Raw genomic sequence first — 22,291 nt, 5'->3', positions numbered from 1 at the left:
GTAGGAGCGAGCATCGCGAGCGAATGTAGGCAACGCAAAGGCTTCGCTAGCAGAGCTAGCTCCTACAGCTTCGCAGGGTGGGTGAAACCCGCGCGGTGATAGCTGATGATTGGCTGAGATTGTTGTGTTGTGTTTATTTGGCGGGTTTCACCCGCCCTACGAACTGCTCGTGCTCAGCCAGGGCGCGCCGCGCCGAAGCCATTGCAGATTGCTGCCTGATGCCTTGTTCAGCCCTGCTTCTTGATGATGGCATCGGCGATGCTGGGTGGTGCTTGTGCGTACCTCGTGAACTCCATTGAGAAGCTCGCGCGGCCCTGGGACATCGAGCGAACATCGGTGGCATAGCCGAACATCTCACCTAGTGGCACATCGGCGCGGACGATCTTGCCCGAGACACCGTCCTCCATGCCGTGGATCAGGCCACGGCGGCGGTTGAGGTCGCCCATGATGTCGCCCATGTACTCTTCGGGCGTCACCACCTCCAGTTTCATCATCGGCTCCAGTAGCACCGCGTCGCTCTTGTGCGACAGCTGTTTGGTGGCCATGGATGCAGCAATCTTGAAGGCCATCTCACTGGAATCCACGTCGTGGAATGAGCCGTCGAATACCGCGGCCTTTAGGCCGAGCAGTGGGTAGCCAGCGAGGACGCCATTCCTCATTTGCTCCTCGATGCCCTTCTGGATGGCCGGTATGAATTCCCTCGGGATAGCCCCGCCCACTACTTCGTTGGTGAACTGCAGCCCTTCCTGGCCTTCGTCGGCCGGCTCGAAACGTATCCAGCAGTGGCCGTACTGGCCGCGCCCGCCGGACTGGCGGACGAACTTGCCTTCAATCTCGCATGTCTTGCGGATGGCCTCCCGGTAAGCCACCTGCGGCTTGCCGGTGTTGGCCTCGACGCTGAACTCGCGGCGCATGCGGTCGACAATGATGTCCAGATGCAACTCGCCCATGCCGGAAATGATGGTCTGCGAGGTTTCTTCGTCGGTTTTGACGCGGAACGAGGGGTCTTCCTGGGCCAGCTTGCCAAGGGCGATGCCCATCCTCTCCTGGTCTGCCTTGGTTTTTGGCTCCACCGCGATGGAGATCACCGGCTCGGGGAAATCCATGCGCTCGAGGATGATCGGCTTGTTCAGGTCGCACAGGGTGTCGCCGGTGGTGACGTCCTTCATGCCGATCAGCGCGGCGATGTCGCCGGCCCGCACCTCCTTGATCTCAGCGCGGTGATTGGCGTGCATCTGTACCATGCGGCCGACCCGCTCCTTCTTGCCCTTGACTGAGTTGAGCACGGCATCGCCCGAGTTCAGCACCCCGGAATAGACCCGAATGAAGGTCAGAGTGCCGACGAAGGGATCGCTGGCAATCTTGAACGCCAGCGCTGAGAAGGGATCTTTGTCATCGGCGTGGCGCTCATCCGCTCGCTCCAGATTGTCTGGATGCACGCCCTTGATCGAGGGGATCTCGGTGGGCGCCGGCAGCAGTTCGACCACCGCATCGAGCACCAGCGGCACCCCCTTGTTCTTGAATGAGGATCCACAGACCGCAGGCACCACCTCGCAGGACAGGGTCCGTTGGCGCAGGCCAGCCTTGATTTCCTCGTGGCTCAGGTCACCTGCATCCAGGTACTTGGTCATCAACTCATCGTTGGCCTCTGCAGCCGCCTCGACCATATTCAAGCGCCACTTTTCGGCCTCATCACGCAGTTCGGCAGGGATATCTTCCTCATGCAAGGTCATACCCTGGTCGTCTTCGCTCCAGTAGATGGCCTTCATCCTGATTAGGTCGATCTGCCCGTGGAAATTCTCTTCCTGGCCTATCGGCAGCTGGATCGGCACTGGTGTGTGGCCCAGGCGTTGTTTGATCTGTCCGACCACGCGCAGGAAATCAGCGCCTGCGCGATCCATCTTATTCACGTAGGCGATACGCGGCACGTGGTACTTGTCGGCCTGACGCCACACGGTCTCGGATTGCGGCTCGACGCCATCGGCACCGCTGAAGACCACCACTGCTCCGTCCAGCACGCGCAGCGAACGCTCCACCTCGATGGTGAAGTCGACGTGCCCAGGGGTGTCGATGATATTGATGCGGTACTTGTCCAACTGCTTGCGCGACCCGGTCCAGAACGCCGTGGTCGCCGCCGAGGTGATGGTGATGCCGCGCTCCTGCTCCTGCACCATCCAGTCCATGGTCGCGGCGCCATCATGCACCTCACCCATCTTGTAGTTGACCCCGGTATAAAACAGGATGCGTTCGGTTGTGGTGGTCTTGCCTGCATCGACATGCGCGACGATACCGATGTTTCGATAGCGTTCGATGGGCGTCGTACGAGCCATGATGTACTCCAAGTCAAGTTATGCGATCGCCACGAGCAATCCACTGCTGGAATCACGGGACAAGGTCAACGTTCTCTAACCAAATGCCAGCACAATCAAAGGCGGGCAGACCGAAAAGCGGCCAATCCGAATCTGCAGCATCTGTGGCGATGCACATATCACTCCGGTACTTCCCCCCGGGAGCCGGTTACGGCTAATCGCAGATATTAATAAGCATATCAGCCCATCCTCAGGCCCTCGGCCGACCTGCTCAGTGGTTAGCCGATTAGCGCTAAAACAGGCTTCACGGCCGCTATCGAGACAAAAGGCATGCTCGCCCTGGCATGGAGAGGGGGGCTTTTCTAACGGCTGGATCTGAAAGTATCTGAATCTAAATATTTACTTACAAAGCCGAATCATTATCATTAGCGCCATAATTCATATAAGGAGCTTATGGTGGCTTTACTGCGCATTAACCCAGTCTCTCTGCTGTTGCTGGGCGTTTTGGTAATACCGGCGTTGCATGCGGAAACGAAAGAAGCTTTGGCCATACCGGCAACTGCCGTTACCAGCGCATACGAAGAGCAAAGCTACATGCCGACCGACAGTCGGAGCGCTCTGAAGATCGATGCGCCGCTGCGCGATATCCCGCAGACGGTGAACGTGATTCCGCAAAGTGTGATCAAGGATCAGGGCGCACAGTCGATGGAGGATGTGCTGAAGAATGTCCCCGGCATCGGCCTGTCCAACGGCGACGGGCAACGCGATCAAGTCACCATCCGCGGCTTCAGCGCCATCGGCGATATGTACATCGACGGCATCCGCGACGACGCGCTGTATTTCCGTGACCTATCCAACATCGAGCGGGTAGAAGTGATCAAAGGCCCGGCTGCGGTGCTCTACGGTCGTGGTTCTTCCGGCGGCCTGATCAACAGCGTCAGCAAGAAGCCCAGCTTCACGCCCAAGCAGGAAGTCGGCGCCACCTTCGACAGCGAGGGCAAGAAGCGCACCCAGTTCGACACCGGCTGGGCCGATCAGCAGCAGAGCGACAAGGCCTTCCGCGTCACCGGTGCGCTGGAAGACAGCGACACCTTTCGCGACGATGCCTACATCGATCGCAAGGCCATCGCCCCTTCGGCCTTCTTCAAACTCTCCGACGATCTCGAACTCAATCTGGGCGCGACTTATCTGTACGACAAACGCCTGATCGACTTCGGCATCCCGGCGCTGGGCAACCGCCCGGTCGACGTCGACCGCGAGAAGCGCTTCGGCTCGGGCGATCCGGACCAGGACTACGCCCGCAGCGAGGTGTACTCCTTCACCGCCGGCCTCGACTATCGCATCAACGACGATTTCACCCTGAGTAACACCAGCCGCTACTACCACTACGACCTGGACCGCAACAACACCCTGGCCGACAGCAGCCCGACGCGCTTCGTCACCGCGCCCAACGGCGAACTGCTGGTCAAGCTCAACCGCGGCAACGTCGCGCGCGACGAATACGGTGTGTTCAACCAGACGGAACTGAAGCAGCAGGCCCAGCTCGCCGGCATGCAGCACAGCCTGCTCTATGGCATGGAACTGGGTCATCAGGACAAACACCAACGGGTGTTCAGCCAGAACAACGTGGCGCGGGTACCGGTATTCCGCGATGCCCTGGTCGCCGTGCCGGAGCACGCCAGCACCCTGTCCTCCAAGGGCACCAACTTCCAGGACACCGCCGGCTTCTATGTGCAGGACCTGGTCGAGCTGAGCTCGCAGTGGAAGGCCCTGCTCGGCGTACGCTACGACATCTTTGGCCAGGAGTACGACGATGATCGCCCGGTGAATACCGATCTCGACCGTACCGACAAGACCTGGAGCCCGCGCGCCGGCCTGGTCTATCAGCCGGATCAGGTGCAGTCCTACTACGTCTCGGTGAGCCGCGGCTACCAGCCCTCCGGCGAGGTTTTCGCCGTCAGCGTGACCAACCAGCATCTCGAGCCGGAAGAAACCACCAACTACGAGCTCGGGGCCAAATGGGACTTCCTCGATAACCGTCTGGCGGTCACCGCGGCGATCTTCCGCCTCGAGCGCACCAACATGAAGACCACCGATCCGGCGAACCCGGCGCTACAGGTGCTCGCTGGCGAGCAGCGCACCGATGGTTTCGAGCTCACCGCTACTGGCCAGTTGAGTGACAAGTGGCAGGTCTATGCCGGCTACGCCTACCTGGACGCGGAAATCACCAAGTCCAACAGCAAGACCAACGGCGTGGCCAACGAAGGCCAGACGCCGACCCTGACTCCGCGTAACAGCGCCAACCTCTGGCTGGTGCGTTCGCTGACCCAGGAATGGCGTGTGGGCATGGGCGCCAACTACGTGGATGACCGCTACACCGCGCTGGACAACGTGGTGGTCATGCCCAGCTACACCACGGTGGATGCTGCGCTGCTCTACAACCTGCCGGAGTGGGACATGGCGCTGCGCCTGCGCAATGTCTTCGACAAGGAATACTACGCCTCCGCTCACGGCTCGGTGGACCTGATCACCCCTGGTGCGCCGCGAACCCTCGAGGTAAGTGCCAACTACAGGTTCTGACAGCCTGCAGAGCGCCCGCCCTGAACACAAACGCCCGGCATTGCCGGGCGTTTGTGTTCAGGGCGGCGTGAAGCCTGGGCTGGATGGACTTGTCGTTGCTCATTCGAGGACGCGGCTACATGCGGTTCCAGCGAGTGGGAAGGGGACGACTCATACACGAGCGGGCGATCAGTGGGCGTCGACGTTCAGGCCGGGTGGAACGTTGTGGGCATAGCACTTCTCCTCGATGTGGCGGCCGATGCGCCAGCCGGCCTCTGCATGATTTCCAGACGATCGGATATTTCCTGCACGCTCAGCATGGCTGCTCCTGCTCTCTAAGAATTGCTGACGGGACGAGATCGTCCGGCTGCCTGCCGTAGGCGTTTTCGAAAGCCTCGGCAAATGAGGCCAGAGCGGATGCGGGCAGGTGGTTGATGCCTGCGGCGCGCTTGCGTCCGCCACCGGTGGCGAAGCGGCGGCAGAATGCATCTGCGGCCAGCGGATGTTCCGGTGGGACGCGCACGCTGACGGTGAAGCCGCTATCGGTATTACTGGAGAGCAGCGCCAGAGCATGGTCCGGGCGCTGGCTCAGTAACCGGTTGGCCAGCACGCCGATCACCCGACGCGCCCAAGGTGCGGCGGGCAGGCGATATAACGTGGCGCCCGGAATCCCGCGCCAGGGTGTCAGGCTGGCTGCCTTGGCCATGTCTGCGCTGTAGCCGTCACGCAGGGTGGCAAAGGTCTCGCTGCTGCGGATGAAGTCGAGCGGGTCGACGAAGGGGCGTAGCGCTTCGGCCAGTTCGGCGGGGTCGAAATGCAAATCGGCGATGCTTTCCCCGTAGGCGTTGTAGTTCAGGTAGAGGCCCAGTTGCTCAAGCTCGGCAATGTGTTCGACGGGCAGGCCGTGGTGTTTCGCCAGCGCCAGCCCGAGCTTCGGAAGCCCATCGCCGAAGGCCGCGACGATCGCCCAGCGGTAATGGCGGCCGCCCAGGTAACGGTTGACCAGCGTGCTGGTGCAGACATCCGCGGCGGTGTCGATGTACGACTCGAAGCCTGGATGAGCCGGCAGTTCCCCGGCGAAGTGATGATCGAAATAGCGGATGCTGGCGCCGTCCTGCAGCAGGCGGGCGACTTCCTCACGGTTCTGCTCGTGGGAGATATCCAGCACTGTGACTCGGTCGCCGCTGCCGGCCTGGACTCGGCGCAGCAGGGCGATGTCGCGTTTGACACCGGTGACCAGCAGCGCTTGCGGTGCTTCGGCAAGGCGTAGTTGTTGCAATGCACACAATCCATCCGCATCGCCGTTGAAGGCAAAGTAATCGGCCATTTTCGTAGAGACTCCGTGGTGGGCGCTCAGCGCCTGTTTACGATCTCGCGAGCTAGAGCCAGACAAGGCACAACGACCAACGGAAGTAACAGCCGAAGGCTGGCCCGAAGGGCGAGCGGAGCGAGTCAAGGGGCCGAGGGAGCGGAGTTTACGAGTTGTAAATGAGCATCCCGAGGCCATTTTTAGGTTCTTCGCGAATTCGTGGGGAAGAGGGAATTGACAGTCGGGGATTAGGTCAATTGGCAGTCGCCAAACACACCAACACCTGCCCGCTGCTGTCAGCATGCATCCTATTGATCTCGCCGCCTTCTGGCCAGGCTTCGACATAGCCGGCCATGTCACGTCCAACTCGATCTTGACTATCACCCTGGAGCGTTCCAAGACCGGCCTGCCGCGCTGTAGCCGCTGCCGGCAGCCTTGTCCGTTGATCCATGACCGACGCCTGCGGCGGGTACGCGACCGCGACCTGTTCGATCAGCGGGTCCAGTTGGTCGTGCCGATACGCCGGGTCGACTGTTTGCGCTGTGGGCGGGTGAATGAGCACGCTGAAGGAACTCTGGTATGCACCCAGTGTACTCGAGGGCTGGCGGCGTTGGCGGGCCTGGCTGCGGGCTGCACTAGCCGCAGCCAAAAAAAGCTGCCTGCCGCACCCGGCGGCCTGAACTGGCTCAGGTCCAGCTCGACGCGCTGACGGTTAAAGCCCGGGCGGCGTTGAGCACCGGCGCCATGCCCTCATTCACAAACGGGATTTGCGGCGCCCCATCGCTTCCACATCCCGGTTCCGCATCCCAAGTAGTCTGAAACTCCCACCCCGGCTGGGAGTATCGGTCGATGCGTAATCCCCGGCGCTTATCCATAGTTGCGGCCTGTAGCAAAAAAAGGCCACCGGCCAGGCCTCGATGACCGGAATTTTCGGGAGTGAATCATGGCTATCACCATTGGAACAGTGACGCTCGACGAGACGACGGGTATACAAAGCCCGGGCAGTCTGGGCGACGACGGCGACGCCGATAACGATGACTTTGGCGTCGGTGCGTTAAGTGGTATCGCGGTACCAGCCCCCTTGGACTCAATTCTTACGGATGCGCTGAACGAGGGCGGATCGGCGCAGGTGCTGGACCCGGCAACCACCACCATCGCGCTGAGTGGCTCCACATTCGCTGACCCGGATGGGACCGAAATTCTTGACTTCACCGGACTGGGCGCTACGCCCATTATCGATGTCAAGTTCAGCCAGGACACGGACGGCGACCCGTTCGATGGCAGCATCACGGCGAAGTACGTCGGTGCCGACCTGCTGGAGCACGACCTGCTGACCGCCGACGGCTACAAGATCTACCTCTACCCCTCAGGCATCAGCAATGACGCCGTCATCGGACGCAAGGCCACCGCTGGCGGCGCGACCGATCCGGACGGCGACATCGTCTTCCTCGCCTACCTGGACACCAACACCATCACTGGCGTTGCAGCCACGGAAGAACTCGATGCCGGCGCCACGGGCGCCAAGATCTGGCTGGTGGAATTCGAGCCGCTTTCACACCCGGACGCTACCAACCCCGATGACGCCGTGACGATTTCCAACCTCTTCGTCACGGTCGACCAATTCAGCCAATTCTCCCTCACAGGCGCGCCCTCCGGCCAGAACCTGTTCCTGATGTTCGGTGATGGCACGCCTGGCGTTGACGACAATGGCGACCCGGCCAATGAAGTGTCGATCATCGTCACCGCCACCAATGCCGTGAATCAGTCCGGCCCGAACCAGGATCCGCTGTTTACGTCTGACGACCTCAACATTACGACCGGCGGCACCGTCAATACCGGCCAGGGCGGCGGTGGCACCACCCTGGGTCACACCAACCAGATGGTCGATCCCGGCGAAGCCTTGGCCTTCACCTTTGTGACCAATGCGGGCACTGCAAATAATGACGTTATCGTTCCCAACCTGGACCAGAACGAGGCCGACGTTGAGAGCAACATCAAGTTCACCGGCCTTCACACCACCACCGGTGCCACCTTTACCATTGTCCAGTTGCAGCAGGACAAGGCCGCCACGCTGACGATCAGCGCGAGCGAGGCCGACTTTGCCCCAGCGGGAGCCTACATCGACGAACTGAAGCTGTTTGACGATGGGTTCGTCAACATCAACTACGTCAAGGTCAGCCTCCAGAAAAAGGTCGGCAACCAAGTGGTGCCGGTGCTGGACCAAAATGGCGATCCCGTCTTTCACGAATTTGGCCCCGCTGATTCCGGCATCCCAGACCCTGTTACCGGTGTCACCGTCACTTTCGATGCCAACGGAACCGTGACCCTGGAGGGTGTCGAAGCTCTCGATGTGATCGAGTACCGCACCGGCGACGCCAGCGGCGCCCTCAACCACAGCCGCGTGGTGATCGCGAACTCGGCCGTTAACCCCGGCAACCAGTCGCACATTGACGCCGCCTTCGACATTGGCCAGTTCGCCCTGCGTAGCTCCGTCTCCGTGACCGAGCCGTTCGCGGCGCTGGTGTTCGAGGACGACGGGCCGACGGCGGACATCGTGGACGGCGGCGGGGCGGTGACGATCGACGAGACGGCCCTCAACCAGAATGACGACAGCGCCGACGGCGCCGACACGACGGCTGTCGCTGCCCTGTTCAGTGGCGTGACCGGCACCGGCACGGATTTGAGCCCCACCGAGTACGCGATCAGCACCACGCCCCTGGCCGACGCATCCGGCAGCGTCTATGGCAATGACGGCCCCGGAACGACCGAGCTCTCGCTTCAGATCGGCGGCATCGACGGCGTGGATGATGGCGACGGCACCAACTCTGGTCTAACCACCACCGCCGGCGCGGCCATCTTCCTCTACTACGAAGGCGATTTGATCGTCGGTCGCTATGACGCGGACAACGATGGCAACACGGGTACCGACGGCAATGAAGAAGCCGCCTTTGCCATAGCGCTCAAGCAAGATGGCAACGTGGCGGTGGCGCAATATGTCTCGCTCACGCACGGCACCCCCGGCAACGGGACGACCCCGCCCGGCAGCTACGACGAAGCGGTTGATCTGACCGGCAAGGTCAACGCGGTGGTGACAGTGATCGACCTCGACGGCGATCCCAGCACCGACTATGTCCCCATCGGCAACGACATCAACTTCGAGGACGACGGGCCGAGCGCGGACGTCGCGGACGGCGGCGGGGCGGTGACGATCGACGAGACGGCCGGCAACCAGGATGACGACAGCGACGCGGCGGCGGTTCTGGCGCTGTTCGACACGGAAGTGACGAACAAGGGCACGGACTTGAGTCCGGCGGAGTTCGCGATCAGCACCACGCCCTTGGCCACCACGGCGCTCAGCAGCTTTGGCCAGGACGAGGAGGGTGCGACGAAAGTGCTGTCGCTGGCGATTGTGGGCGGCGACAACACCGACTCCCTCCTCACCACGACCGACGGCAAGATCATTCGGCTGTTCAAGGAAGGCGATCTGATTGTCGGCCGCTATGACGTGGCCAATGGCGCGGTCACGGGAGCCGATCCGGCGGCGTTCGCGATTGCGCTGCTGCAGGACGGCAACGTGGCGGTGGCGCAGTATGTCTCGCTCACGCACGGCACCCCCGGCGACGGGACGACCCCGGTCGGCAGCTACGACGAAGCGGTCGATCTGGCCGGCCTGGTCAACGCGGTGGTGACGGTGACCGACGGCGACGGCGACACCAGCACCGACAGCTTCGGCATCGGCGACGACATCAACTTCGACGACGACGGGCCGAGCGCGGACGTCGCGGACGGCGGCGGCTCGGTGACGATCGACGAGACGGCCGGCAACCAGGATAACGACAGCGACGCGGCGGCGGTTCTGGCGCTGTTCGACACGGAAGTGACGAACAAGGGCACGGATATGAGTCCGGCGGAGTTCGCGATCAGCACCACGCCCTTGGCCACCACGGCGCTCAGCAGCTTTGGCCAGGACGAGGAGGGTGCGACGAAAGTGCTGTCGCTGGCGATTGTGGGCGGCGACAACACCGACTCCCTCCTCACCACGACCGACGGCAAGATCATTCGGCTGTTCAAGGAAGGCGATCTGATTGTCGGCCGCTATGACGTGGCCAATGGCGCGGTCACGGTAGCCGATTCGGCGGCGTTCGCGATCGCGCTGCTGCAGGACGGCAACGTGGCGGTGGCGCAGTATGTCTCGCTCACGCACGGCACCCCCGGCGACGGGACGACCCCGGTCGGCAGCTACGACGAAGCGGTCGATCTGGCCGGCCTGGTCAACGCGGTGGTGACGGTGACCGACGGCGACGGCGACACCAGCACCGACAGCTTCGGCATCGGCGACGACATCAACTTCGACGACGACGGACCGAGCGCGGACGTCGCCGATGGCGGCGGTTCGGTGACGATCGACGAGACGGCCGGCAACCAGGATAACGACAGCGACGCGGCGGCGGTTCTGGCGCTGTTCGACACGGAAGTGACAAACAAGGGCACGGACTTGAGTCCGGCGGAGTTCGCGATCAGCACCACGCCCTTGGCCACCACGGCGCTCAGCAGCTTTGGCCAGGACGAGGAGGGTGCGACGAAAGTGCTGTCGCTGGCGATTGTGGGCGGCGACAACACCGACTCCCTCCTCACCACGACCGACGGCAAGATCATTCGGCTGTTCAAGGAAGGCGATCTGATTGTCGGCCGCTATGACGTGGCCAATGGCGCGGTCACGGTAGCCGATTCGGCGGCGTTCGCGATCGCGCTGCTGCAGGACGGCAACGTGGCGGTGGCGCAGTATGTCTCGCTCACGCACGGCACCCCCGGCGACGGGACGACCCCGGTCGGCAGCTACGACGAAGCGGTCGATCTGGCCGGCCTGGTCAACGCGGTGGTGACGGTGACCGACGGCGACGGCGACACCAGCACCGACAGCTTCGGCATCGGCGACGACATCAACTTCGACGACGACGGACCGACGGTGTCAGCCAACAACACGGTGCTGCTCGACGACGACGCACTCACGGGCGGCAACCCGGGCGGCTCGGGCGACGATGCGAACTCGGCCGACGTGAGCGGCACTCTGGGCCACGCCTTTGGGCAGGACGGGGCCGGCACGGTGGCCTATCTGACCAGCGGAGCGCCCACAGGCTTCACCTATGTGCCCGATGGCACCAGTCTGTTGGTCAAGCAGGGCACGACCACGGTGCTGACGCTGACGATGGTCGCGGCAACGGGCTTCTACACGGTGGTGCAAGACAACCCGATCCTCCATGCGGCGGGCCTGACCGAGAATAACCAGGCCTTCACCATCACCTACCGGGTGACCGATGGCGATGGCGACACGGCCGATGGCACGCTCTCCATCAACGTCGATGACGACACGCCGGTCGTGACGGCCAAGTCGAGTCTGGTCTACGCGAACACCAGCAATGAGCCACCTGTGACGGACGTTGGTGGAACGGGCGTCTTCGCTTACTCGATTGGCGCGGACAAGCACACCGGTATCTATTCCGCGTTGAACTCTGACTTCTTGTCCGTGGCCCTCACGGGCGTCACGGTGGGCGCGAACGCCATCACCAACAAGGTGGTGAGTTGGGACTCGGAGACTGATAGCCAGGCGGTGTTCAACCTGGCCTTTACCTACGTGTCCAACAATCCAACGCAGGGAGCGACCACCAACGCCACCGGCACGCTGACCTTCGACAAGGTGGCTGACACCTACACCTTGAAACTGGATCAGGAGATTGAGAGCTTCAGCATCCTGAAGACCTCGACCGCGAAGGGTTTTCAAGGCTATGAGCTCAACAGTACGGTGGAAGACAACAGCGGGTTGCCGGACCTCTCTGTGGCCAATCTCGCCGAGGACTTCCAAGTGCAACGTTCATTGATTCCAGGAGCGGCGCAACACCCCCGTCAGTTCACGGCGCGTCAACGTGCCCACCGCCTTCGGCACGAGCGATGTGCACCGGCCGGCGAGCACGCGTCCAGTGTTCCGCTGCCGCTGAGCGTGCCAGCGAACACGCTACAGCCCGGCGAAAGTAAGGACCTGGACTTTTTCACGGTCAATCCGAAGGGGACACCACCCGCACCGGCCATGCTACGCGAAGCGATTTACCTCAAGTTCTTACGGCATCGCCTGGGCGCTGGACAAAGGAGGATTTTGGTGATTGGCTGAGCTGATCGACCCTGACGACCAAAGCACGACGACCCGTGCCTTCATCGTGGACAACAAGGACATCATCCAGAAGAGTTATGGCGGTGGCACCGGTATTGCGAATCCCGCCGAGTATGGAATCGTGCTCGACCAAAATGACGGCGCGGTGATTTTCGAGAGCAACGATTTCAATTTTGGCACCGAGAACTACGAGATCACAGGCGCGCAAGTGCTGGTCTCGACCCAGGGTCTCAGCGGCAGTGGGTACAACTTCAATGGTTTCGTCGCCACCTCGAACGTGACCGGTGACAACGACGGGGCAACCCTCAGCAGTCCGCAGCAGGCCTTCGGCGACCAGAACGGCGAGAAGTCCAATCAGCTGGACACCATCGGTGGGCTGGCGGAGGCGGCCACTTGGGACGGCGACGTCATCAAGATCACCGACATCGGCTTCGTGACCACGACGACGCCGGACGCCCACCTGACTTTCGATGTGGTGCTGGCGGATGCCGACAGTGACGCGACGGCCACGCAGACCCTGGACGTGACGATTGTTGGCGGCGACGGCGTTACTGCCAGCACGGACCCAGATACGTTCGTGATCGGCGACACCGACGTCGACGGGTTGCTCTCCATGGTCATGACGGTCATCGATGGCGGCTTTGCCACCGGCCTTGACACGCTCGACTTCACGGCGGCGGGTTCCGTGGAGAACTACACCGAAGTGCTGGCGCCGGCCACCAACCTGGCGGCGTTCACAGCCGCCGCCGTTACCGCGCTGGACGGCCCGACGAACTACTACTTCGGCCGCGTTGGAGGCGACGGCTACCTGGCATTCGACGGCGACGATGCTGGTATCACCAACATCATCCAGTTGGTCGGTGTGACCGACATGGCATTCACTGACATTGACTGAACGCCGCTGCGGGCACACGGCCTGGCTCCCGCAAGGGGGCCAGGCCGTTTTCATTGGGCCGCTTCGTTCCTGAGCCCACGCGGCCAGACGAGCTTCCCGGGTTCAAGGGGGTGCTGAAGCCTTTGACGCCAAACACGCCAACGCCGCAAACAGCATCTGGCGCTGCAGCACATCAAAACTATTGGTCCAGGGTGTTTTGGGTCGGGCAGATGCTATTGCCGGGATTGCCGGGCGCACAAGAACACGTTTGTCCCCTGCCCGATGACTGCGTGCGCCGCACCGTGGCGCGCGCCAGTCAGTCCAATTCCACCCAAGTGGACTCAGGCGGTTCTTCGTTGTTGGTGAGCCCGTGTTTCAGCGCATACATCAGCAAGTCGATGCGGTTGATGAGATTGAGCTTGTGATAGATGTTGCTGAGGTGGTTGTGCACGGTGTGCTCGCTGATGCCCAGGCGCGCAGCGATGCTCAAGTATTTGGCGGACGGGTCCCCCACGATGGCGCGAATCAGTTCCCTCTCACGCAACGTCAGCTGCGCCTGTTTCGCCTGCTCCAGATTGCATTTCAGGGGTATGTGCCCGTTCGCGGCATAGCCGGCAAGCCCACCGGCCCAGGCTCTATCCAGTCCGATGTCGCGATGGTGGACCTTGATGATGGCCTGGATGATCGATTCCGTCGGGTCTTCCGCCAGCACGACGCCGCGTGCGCCCGCCTCTATCGCCTGGGCAACGGGGACGGCTTCGTACAGGCCCTTGAGCACCAGCACTTTCATTTCGGCGCTGCGGGTGAGTCCCGCGACGACCTCTAGCGGGTCCAGCGCATCCGGAAAGAAACTGAAAAAAATGACATTGGGACGCAACTGATCGGCAAGATCCAGCGCATTGGCATAGGTGGTGGCCTGGCCGCTCACTTCCATCCGGGGCTTCCTGGCATTGATCAGGTCGTGAAGGCCCATGAGAACGAGGGGCCGACAATCGATCAGCATCACGCGTATCGGTTTCATGGGGGCCGACATTCCCTTCAACGCCTCACTGAAAAATGAACCTATTCGTGTTGATGGACAGTCCTTTGTTTATAGGTGAACTCCGGGCAAACTGCCAACGGCTATCTAAGACTTATGTCCTAGGACTTACGTCGCATGCGCCAGCATCGCGCGGCAGTCCTGCGCCGTCGCGATGAGCGGTCGTAACGCGCTATGGCCGCGAGGTGGTCGACCGCATCCGCGTGGATCAGGCCAACGCCCTGCGCCATGACCAGCCGGCCCGCAAAGTGGTCAAGCAAAGCCGTTGGTTGCTGTTGCGCAACCGGGAAAACCTGAAGACCGAACAAGCCGTTCACCTGGAAGAACTCCTGGCAGCCAATCGACCACTGGCGACGGTTTACCTGCTCAAGGATGCGCTGAAGGAACTCTGGTATGCACCCAGTGTGCTCGAGGGCTGGCGGCATTGGCGGGCCTGGCTGCGGCATGCGCAAGAAAGCGGCTTGGAGCCGCTCAAGCGTTTCGCCAGAAACCTCAAACGCTACGCGAGAGGCATTCTGGCGAGTGCGCACTTCCCCATGCATACCAGCTTGCTTGAAGGGGTCAACAACCGCATCAAGGTCATCAAACGCATGGCCTATGGCTTCAGGGATACGGCCTACTTCTTCCTCATAATCAAGGCGGCCTTCCCCGGAAAGATGCGATGAACCATTTTTGACGCCGTATGGCCGACGCGCAGCAGATCGTAGACAGGTTCTCAGCGCATGTATTCGCCGCCGTTGGCATCGAGCAGCGCACCGTTGATCGCGCCGGCATAGTCGGAAACCAGGAACAGGGCGGCCCGGGCGCAGTCGCTGTCGGTCGGCATCCGCCCCCCGGGGATCTGCGCGCTGTACTGGTCGATCACTTCCTGCTCGGCTATGCCGTGGGTGGCGGCAGTCTGGCGGATATGCGCCTGCACCGGTTCGCCCCACATCCAGCCGCACGCCAGGCTGTTGGCGCGAATGCCATGCGCCGCCAGTTCGCTGGCCAGGTAACGCACCGCCACCGCGAGCGAGCCCTTCGACGCGGCATAGCAGGCCCCGCCGGCATAGGGCTTCTGGGCGCCCAGGGTATTGATGATGGCGATGGCGCCGGCCTGTTGCGCCTTCATCTGCGGCAGTACTTCCTGGGTCAGCGTCAGGGTGCCGAACAGGTTGATGTCGAACACTTCGCGCCAGTGCTCCAGGTTGCCCGACTCCACGGGCATGAAGTCGCCATGGATATAGGCACTGTTGATCAGGCCGTCGATCCTGCCGAAGCGTTCCACGCTGGCCTCGACGAAACGCTTGCAGGCGCTGCGGTCACTGATGTCGGTGGGCAGGCGCAGCACCTCGCAGGCACTGCCGATGGCGCGGATTTGCGCTTCGGCGTCGATCAGTTTCTGCTCGGTACGGGCGGCTATGGCTACCCCGGCAGCGCCTTCGCGGGCGGCCTCGACGGCCAGTTTCACACCCAGCCCGGGGCCGATGCCGGAGATCATGATCACTTTGTCTTTTAGCAACATGCTGACGATTCCTTCTGTGGGGGATTCAGATCCGGGTTTCGGCGTTGAGGTGACGGGCGCGGTAGTCCGCGTAATCGTCCTCCAGTTGGCGCTCGCTCAGGCCGAACTGGGCCAGGCTGTAGCCGTGTGCCGCGCGTTTCTCGCGGCCGTTCTGCGCGAGCCAGTCCGCCATCGCCGCGCGCACGTCATCGCCTAGCGGTAGGCCGGCAAAGCGATAGATCCTCTCGATCACGGCCAGCGGGTCGGCCAAGGTGTCCTCGAAGCGCACGTCGAGGAAGCATTCGGCCGGCTGCCCGTCGCGCACTTCCATGCTGTGGCGGATAGCTCGCGCCATGCGGGTGCTCCATTGCGCACCCACTAGGCGCGGATCGGGGCTGTCGCTATACATCTGCCAGAGGGTGTGGACGAAGCTGGCGATGGAGGGAATGGTTTTGCCTGGCTCGCGGTGGGTGAGGATCACCTGCGCACGGGGGAAAGTCTTGAACAGCAGTTCCAGTGTGTGCAGGTGTTGCGGGCTCTTCAGCAGCCAGCGGCGGCCAGCCGGGCGGCCGCGCCGGCGCTGCTGCCACTGGAGGAACTGGAGCATCTTCTTCAGATAGTCGTACACCGGGGTCTGGTCCTGGCGGTCGAGCCAGGCGGTATAGCTGGGCACGTTGGCGTAGGAATCCAGGGCGGACATGAAGGAATGCTCCATGAGCATGAATTCCTCATCGGCCTGCAGCGCGTCCAGTGGGTGAATTGCAAGGATCTGCGGCAGGTACTCCAGCATGCTGGCGACTTCGGCGCAGGCCCGAGCGGTGCGTTGGGCCGGATCGTCGAGGGACTCGCCCGGCAGCGGCGCGGGATAACGGGTTTCCCACCAGGCCGCCGAGTGGAACTGCGGGTCCACCGCCAGGGTCCGTTGCAGCAGGGTGGTGCCGGTGCGCGGCAGGCCGACGATGACCAGTGGATCGTCGAGGGGTTGCTGTTCGATCTCTGGATAGCGTCGGCAGTAGTCTTCGATCACCAGGCGATTGGCTAGCTGGCCGAGCAGTTTCTCGTGCAGCAGGGCCCGGCCCTGGGCGGACAGGCCGGCTTCGTCGCGCAGTGAGTCGAACATCACCTGCAGTGCCTCGCGGTAGTTGCCGGGGCCGAAGTCGCTCAAGCCTCCCGCGCGAGCGCTGGCCTGGGCCAGCAGGCTGTCAACGTCGAATTCCGGGGTCGGTGAAGGGTGGCTGGTCATAGGGCCTCCTTGAGGCTGTCGAGCTTGACCACGCGGGTGGTCGGGTGGACGTGATGGCTGGCGCCGACCCAGCGTAGGCACAGGGTGCCCTGGCGATGTCCGGCGGTTTCGAGCCAGTTCGGCAGGCCGGGGTCACGGGCGCTGAGCACCAGCGTGACGCCACCCTGGTCGTTGTAGCGGGCCGAGTGCTTGTTCAGGCAGATACGGTGGTAGCGGTAGTCCAACGACTCCATCCAGTAGTTGTTGATCTGCAGGTTCCAGAAGTCGCACTCAGGCACTGACTCGACTTCGATGAGCAGCGCTTCGTCGTCGGCGAGGGACCAGTAGGAGTGGTAATAGAAAATGTTCGGATCGCCGCCGACCGACTGGCACAGGGCCTGGTTGGCTGGCGGGAGCTGATTGGGGTGCCGCTGGTAGTCCATGGCCCAGTCGGCGAACAGGCGCGCGGTGTTCTCCACGAAGCTGGCGGCGCGTTGCAGGCCCTGGTGCAGGCGGTGCGGGTCGAGGGCGTCCGGCTGGTTGCTACTGCCGATGCGCTCGATGCGCAATTGCGCAGGCTTCTCCGCTTTGCGATCGAGGAAGGTCTGGCGGACGATCAGGGCGTTGCTTGCCGGTTCCAGGCGCAACCAGTTGCCTGCGCTGGGATGCTGGCTGAGGGTGATCTCGAAACTGCCATCGCTGTTCAGTTCGAGTTGCTCAGCGTCGATGAAGCCGGTGGGCGTCATCGTCCCGTCGGTTTCGTAGCCGCCTTTCTGGGTGCCGAAGCTGAGGTAGGCCACGCTGCCGCGCTGGCCACTGACGCGGTATTCGTTATTACCGTTGAGGCGTGCGTACTGGTAGAGGTTGTCCGGGTTGTCCGCGCCGATCTTGGCGGTTTCGTGGGATGGCGAGAAGAAACCGGGGAAGTCCGGGTCGGCGAACTCGACGTGCATTTCCAGGGCGATCCGCATCAGCCGGCTCAGGTAGCGGAAGCCTTCGGCGCGGGTCTGGGCATCGGCGGGGGCCTCCGGACGGAGGATCTGTTCGCCGCTGCGTTTCAGTGCATCGCAGAAGGTGCTCCATGTCTGGCCGCTGAGCAATTGCTCGTCAATCGAGTCTGTTGCCATGTTGAATCTCCTGTCGCCCTGGGCATCGGGCAGGGAAGGCTGAAACCGGTAGGTTTCGCGGGTACGTAGCGGGGTGGGGCGGTGTATGCCCAGACCACTGCTACGGACGATATAAATGCCGGGCGCTGGCATTCTTCGTCTGACCGGACTAACCCGGCAGATGTCTCTGCCAGCCTCGCAGAGGCGCTGGTATTGAGGGGGTGAAGGGCAGTGCGATGATCGAGCGAGATTTAGTCCGGGTAGACGAGGTGGTTAGTGCAAGGCACTGGGCAAGATGGGGGAGCGGGCTCTTCGCGCCCGGTCTTTTCCCCCTTGTGCCCTCGGCACTTTCCAGCGCAGTGACAGCACCGCGCACAGGAGAATCCTATGTCTGCTCAGAACCTATCCGTCCAGAACCATCTAGTGACTTCAGTGACCGTGGATATCGCCGCACCCGCTGCGCTGGTGTGGGAGGTGCTGGTCGACCTCGAACGTTACCCGCAGTGGAATCCCTTCACGGTCAAGGTCGAGTCGACCTTGCGGATGGGGGAGGCGGTGAACCTGTTCCTGTCTGACCCGACGCACCCGGGCGAGCTGATACAGGTGGTCGAGTACCTGGCGGCTTTCGAGCGCCCAACGCTGCTGTCGTGGGAGATGTACGCCACGGCCGACAACCCTGATGCGGCTCGCCGCGACCAGCACATCGAAGCCACCGGCGAGGCGAGCTGTCGCTATCACACCACCGACCTGTTCCTCGGGCCAACTGCGCCGACGGTGATGGAGCACCATGGTCCCTGGGTCAAGCAGGGCTTCGATGCGATCGCGCATAGCCTCAAGCTCCGGGCAGAGGCGTTGTACCGCGAGCGCGTTTGAAGCGGTTGCCGCTATTCCCGCCGCATCTCGGCTGAGGCGGCGTGCGCGAGGGGCCGTGACAATTCCACGGCCCCTTTTTCGTTGGCTCTGTCCCAGTTACCTGTTGCAGGTACAGCGTCGCCCTGGCTCCCCTCTCCCGTTTACGGGAGAGGGGTTGGGGGAGAGGGTAATCGGCAGCCAAGGCGTGGACCTGATCACTCCATCCCCTCTCCCTAGCCCTCTCCCCAAAGGGGCGAGGGGACAAAAGCAGAGCCCTGTGGCAGCGAGTACGCCGCTCAACAGGTAACCGGGACATAGCTTTTCCGCTCCACGTCCGCGGCGCTTTCCGCGCGCCCTGCGCCCGCCGCGCGGAATATTCCCGGCCCGGAATTCTTAGTCTGGTTAGACGAAGAGTCCGCATCGACGGTTTGAATACCGTGTTCTCCAGCAGGGCCCGACCACAGTGGATAGGCCCGGCAAGACTGAGGAGATCAGAGATGTTGACTCATTTGCAAAGGCTGGAAGCAGAGAGCATTCACATCATGCGAGAGGTGGTGGGCGAGTGTGAAAACCCGGTGATGCTGTATTCGATCGGCAAGGACAGTGCGGTCATGCTGCACCTGGCGATGAAGGCGTTCTACCCGGCCAAGCCACCGTTTTCCCTGCTGCATGTCGACACAACCTGGAAGTTCCGCGAAATGATCGCGTTCCGCGACCAGACGGTCGAACGCCTGGGCCTCGACCTGCGGGTGCATGTGAACCCCGAAGGACTCGAGCGCAATATCAACCCGTTCACCCACGGCTCGGCGGTGCATACGGATATCTGGAAGACCCAGGGACTCAAGCAGGCACTCGACCACTATGGCTTCGATGCGGCCTTTGGCGGTGCCCGTCGCGACGAGGAGAAGTCACGGGCGAAGGAGCGGATCTTCTCCATCCGTTCCGAGCAGCATCGCTGGGACCCGAAAATGCAGCGACCCGAACTGTGGCGCCTGTACAACACGCGCAAACGTAAGGGCGAGAGCTTGCGGGTCTTCCCGATCTCGAACTGGACCGAGCTGGATATCTGGGAATACATCTACCTCAACGATATCCCCATCGTGCCTTTGTATTTCGCCAAAGAGCGCCCCGTGGTGTGCCGCGACGGCACGCTGATCATGGTCGATGACGAGCGCATGCCGCTGCTCCCCGGCGAGGTGCCGGAAATGCGCAAGGTGCGCTTCCGCACGCTGGGCTGTTACCCGCTCACCGGCGCGATCGAGAGCTCGGCGGTAAGTTTGCCGGAAATCATCCAGGAAATGCTGCTGACGAAAACCTCGGAGCGGCAAGGACGGCTGATCGATAGCGATTCGGCCGGTTCCATGGAGAAGAAAAAGCAAGAGGGGTACTTCTGATGAAACAGGCTTCTGATCTGATCGCCGAGGATGTCCAGCGTTACCTGCAATTGCAGCAGACCAAGGGGCTGCTGCGTTTCATCACCTGCGGCAGTGTCGACGACGGCAAGAGCACGCTGATCGGCCGACTGCTGTATGAATCGAAGATGCTCTTCGAGGACCAGCTCGGCCAGCTCGAGGCTGACTCGAAGAAGATGGGTACCCAGGGCGGCGAGCTCGACTTCGCGCTGCTGGTAGATGGCCTTTCCGCCGAGCGAGAGCAAGGCATCACCATCGATGTGGCGTATCGCTTCTTCTCGACGGACAAGCGCAAGTTCATCGTCGCCGACACGCCGGGGCACGAGCAGTACACCCGCAATATGGTGACAGGCGCTTCCACCGCCGATGTTGCGGTGATGCTGATCGATGCACGCAAGGGCCTGTTGACCCAGACCCGAAGACACAGCTACCTGGCTTCCTTGATCGGCATTCGCCAGGTGGTGGTAGCGGTGAACAAGCTGGACATGGTCGGTTATTCCCAGGCGGTGTTCGAGCGAATCGAAGCCGAGTACCGCGAGTTCGCCGCCCAGATTGGCCTGCACAACATCGTCTGCATACCGATGTCAGCCCTGCGCGGCGACAACGTGATCGAGTCCAGTGTGCACACCCCTTGGTACCAAGGACCGACGCTGATGGAGTACCTGGAAAACGTTCCACTTGAAGATGAGACCCTCGGCCAGTCGCCATTCCGTATGCCGGTGCAGTGGGTTAACCGACCGAACCTGAACTTCCGTGGCTACGCCGGCAGCATCGTCTCCGGAGCCATTCGCTGTGGTGAGCGGATTCGCGTGCTGCCCTCGGGCAAGGAAAGCCGCATCGCCAGCATCATCACCACGTCTGGCGAACAGCAAGGCGCGATCTGCGGCCAGGCGGTAACACTGACCCTGGAAGATGAAATCGACATCAGCCGTGGTGACGTGATTGCCCTGAGCGATGCGCCATTGGCGGTCGCCGATCAGTTCGAAGCGACGCTGGTGTGGATGGGCGAGGAGCCGATGCTGCCCGGTCGGCCGTACCTGTTGAAGATCGGCAGCCGCACCCTGGGGATGACCTGCGCAACGCTGAAGTACAAGGTCAACGTCAACACCCTCGAGCAACTGGCAGCCAAGACCCTGGAGCTGAACGAGATCGGCGTCGGCAATCTGAGCCTGGATCAGGCGATTCCTTTCGATGCCTACGCCGACAATCGCGACACCGGCGGCTTCATCGTGATCGACCGCTTGAGCAACAACACGGTCGGTGCCGGCATGCTGCACTTCGCCTTGCGCCGCTCGCAGAACGTGCATTGGCAGGCGATCGACGTAAACCGCCAGGCGCACGCAGCGCTCAAGGGCCAGACCCCCTGCATCCTGTGGTTCACCGGCCTGTCCGGCGCGGGTAAATCGACCATCGCCAATCTGGTCGAGCGCAAGCTGCACGCGCTGGGGCGGCACACCTATCTGCTCGACGGCGACAACGTGCGCCACGGTCTGAACAAGGACCTGGGCTTCTCGGAGGCCGATCGGGTCGAGAACATCCGCCGGGTGGCGGAGGTGGCGCGGCTGATGCTGGATGCCGGGCTGATCACCCTGGTTTCGTTCATTTCGCCGTTCCGTTCGGAGCGTGAGATGGCGCGCAACCTGGCCAGCGATGGCGAGTTCATCGAGATCTTCATCGACACCTCGATCGAGGTCGCCGAGCAGCGCGATCCCAAGGGGCTGTACAAGAAGGCCCGGCGCGGTGAACTGAAGAACTTCACCGGCATCGATTCGCCTTACGAGCCGCCGGTGAATCCAGACATCTGCATCGATACCTGCACCGACACCGCCGAGGCGGCGGCAGAGCGCATCGTCGAGCATGTGCTGGCCAAACTGGGGGGCTGACGGGGCGCAGCGGGATGCCGACGCGGGCGGGTTGCTCGCCCGCGTCGACAACATCGACTGAGCATTAGGGGGGAGAGCAT

At 62.4% G+C, this 22,291-nt stretch carries 12 protein-coding genes and 2 pseudogenes; 8 read left to right on the top strand and 6 right to left on the bottom strand.

What is annotated here, in order from left to right; all coding sequences use genetic code 11:
- Nucleotides 1-227: 227 nt before the first annotated feature.
- Nucleotides 228-2,330 carry an elongation factor G gene (gene fusA, locus D3879_RS25280; protein WP_119956911.1) on the bottom strand — a complete coding sequence of 701 codons (2,103 nt, stop codon included), beginning with the start codon at nucleotides 2,328-2,330 and terminating at the stop codon, nucleotides 228-230.
- A gap of 432 nt (nucleotides 2,331-2,762) precedes the next feature.
- On the opposite strand from fusA, the gene D3879_RS25275 reads away from it, so the two are divergent.
- Nucleotides 2,763-4,889 carry a TonB-dependent receptor gene (locus D3879_RS25275; protein ID WP_119956910.1) on the top strand — a complete coding sequence of 709 codons (2,127 nt, stop codon included), beginning with the start codon at nucleotides 2,763-2,765 and terminating at the stop codon, nucleotides 4,887-4,889.
- A 292-nt stretch (nucleotides 4,890-5,181) separates the two neighbouring features.
- Here D3879_RS25275 and D3879_RS25270 read toward each other — a convergent pair whose 3' ends face one another.
- Entirely contained in the window at nucleotides 5,182-6,195 is a 1,014-nt protein-coding gene (locus D3879_RS25270) for a DHH family phosphoesterase (RefSeq protein ID WP_218567869.1), read from the bottom strand.
- A gap of 283 nt (nucleotides 6,196-6,478) precedes the next feature.
- Here D3879_RS25270 and D3879_RS27375 point away from each other — a divergent pair.
- The 3 genes and pseudogenes from D3879_RS27375 to D3879_RS25260 form a co-directional block, all read left to right on the top strand.
- A pseudogene (locus D3879_RS27375) lies at nucleotides 6,479-6,745 on the top strand (ISL3 family transposase); the annotation flags it as partial.
- A gap of 375 nt (nucleotides 6,746-7,120) precedes the next feature.
- Entirely contained in the window at nucleotides 7,121-12,340 is a 5,220-nt protein-coding gene (locus D3879_RS25265) for a beta strand repeat-containing protein (protein WP_119956909.1), read from the top strand.
- The gene (locus D3879_RS25260) at nucleotides 12,333-13,235 is read left to right on the top strand and encodes a hypothetical protein (protein ID WP_119956908.1); all 903 of its coding nucleotides are present in this window, start codon (nucleotides 12,333-12,335) and stop codon (nucleotides 13,233-13,235) included. The genes D3879_RS25265 and D3879_RS25260 overlap by 8 nt, the downstream gene beginning before the upstream one ends.
- A 295-nt stretch (nucleotides 13,236-13,530) precedes the next feature.
- Here the strand turns inward: D3879_RS25260 and D3879_RS25255 are convergent, their stop codons facing one another.
- Nucleotides 13,531-14,247 (bottom strand): response regulator transcription factor, encoded by a 717-nt coding sequence (locus tag D3879_RS25255; protein WP_119956907.1) that lies wholly within the window; start codon nucleotides 14,245-14,247, stop codon nucleotides 13,531-13,533.
- Between the two features lie 167 nt (nucleotides 14,248-14,414).
- Between D3879_RS25255 and D3879_RS25250 the strand changes: the two are divergent.
- Nucleotides 14,415-14,918, top strand: a pseudogene (locus D3879_RS25250) (transposase); the annotation flags it as partial.
- A 50-nt stretch (nucleotides 14,919-14,968) separates the two neighbouring features.
- Here D3879_RS25250 and D3879_RS25245 read toward each other — a convergent pair.
- The 3 genes from D3879_RS25245 to D3879_RS25235 are packed head-to-tail and all read right to left on the bottom strand — an operon-like array spanning nucleotide 14,969 to nucleotide 18,085.
- A complete protein-coding gene (locus tag D3879_RS25245) occupies nucleotides 14,969-15,757 on the bottom strand; it encodes an SDR family oxidoreductase (RefSeq protein ID WP_119956906.1) in 789 nt (262 codons plus the stop codon).
- A gap of 25 nt (nucleotides 15,758-15,782) precedes the next feature.
- Nucleotides 15,783-16,979, bottom strand: a complete 1,197-nt coding sequence (locus D3879_RS25240; protein ID WP_119956905.1) for a sulfotransferase family protein — start codon at nucleotides 16,977-16,979, stop codon at nucleotides 15,783-15,785.
- Nucleotides 16,976-18,085, bottom strand: coding sequence for a DUF1214 domain-containing protein (locus tag D3879_RS25235; protein ID WP_119956904.1), 1,110 nt, complete (start codon nucleotides 18,083-18,085; stop codon nucleotides 16,976-16,978). Before D3879_RS25235 ends, D3879_RS25240 begins: the two co-directional genes overlap by 4 nt.
- A 366-nt stretch (nucleotides 18,086-18,451) precedes the next feature.
- On the opposite strand from D3879_RS25235, the gene D3879_RS25230 reads away from it, so the two are divergent.
- The 3 genes from D3879_RS25230 to cysN all read left to right on the top strand — a co-directional run bounded on the left by D3879_RS25230 (nucleotide 18,452) and on the right by cysN (nucleotide 22,211).
- Nucleotides 18,452-18,937, top strand: coding sequence for an SRPBCC domain-containing protein (locus D3879_RS25230; protein WP_119956903.1), 486 nt, complete (start codon nucleotides 18,452-18,454; stop codon nucleotides 18,935-18,937).
- Nucleotides 18,938-19,398: 461 nt separating this feature from the next.
- Entirely contained in the window at nucleotides 19,399-20,310 is a 912-nt protein-coding gene (cysD, locus tag D3879_RS25225) for a sulfate adenylyltransferase subunit CysD (RefSeq protein WP_274381412.1), read from the top strand.
- Entirely contained in the window at nucleotides 20,310-22,211 is a 1,902-nt protein-coding gene (cysN, locus tag D3879_RS25220) for a sulfate adenylyltransferase subunit CysN (RefSeq protein WP_119956901.1), read from the top strand. Before cysD ends, cysN begins: the two co-directional genes overlap by 1 nt.
- The last annotated feature ends 80 nt before the right edge of the window (nucleotides 22,212-22,291 follow it).

It is taken from the genome of Pseudomonas cavernicola (assembly GCF_003596405.1).
Taxonomy (GTDB): Bacteria; Pseudomonadota; Gammaproteobacteria; order Pseudomonadales; family Pseudomonadaceae; genus Aquipseudomonas; species Aquipseudomonas cavernicola.
The sequence above is the reverse complement of the archived record's forward strand: the minus strand, read 5'-3'. Positions and strand labels throughout refer to the sequence as shown.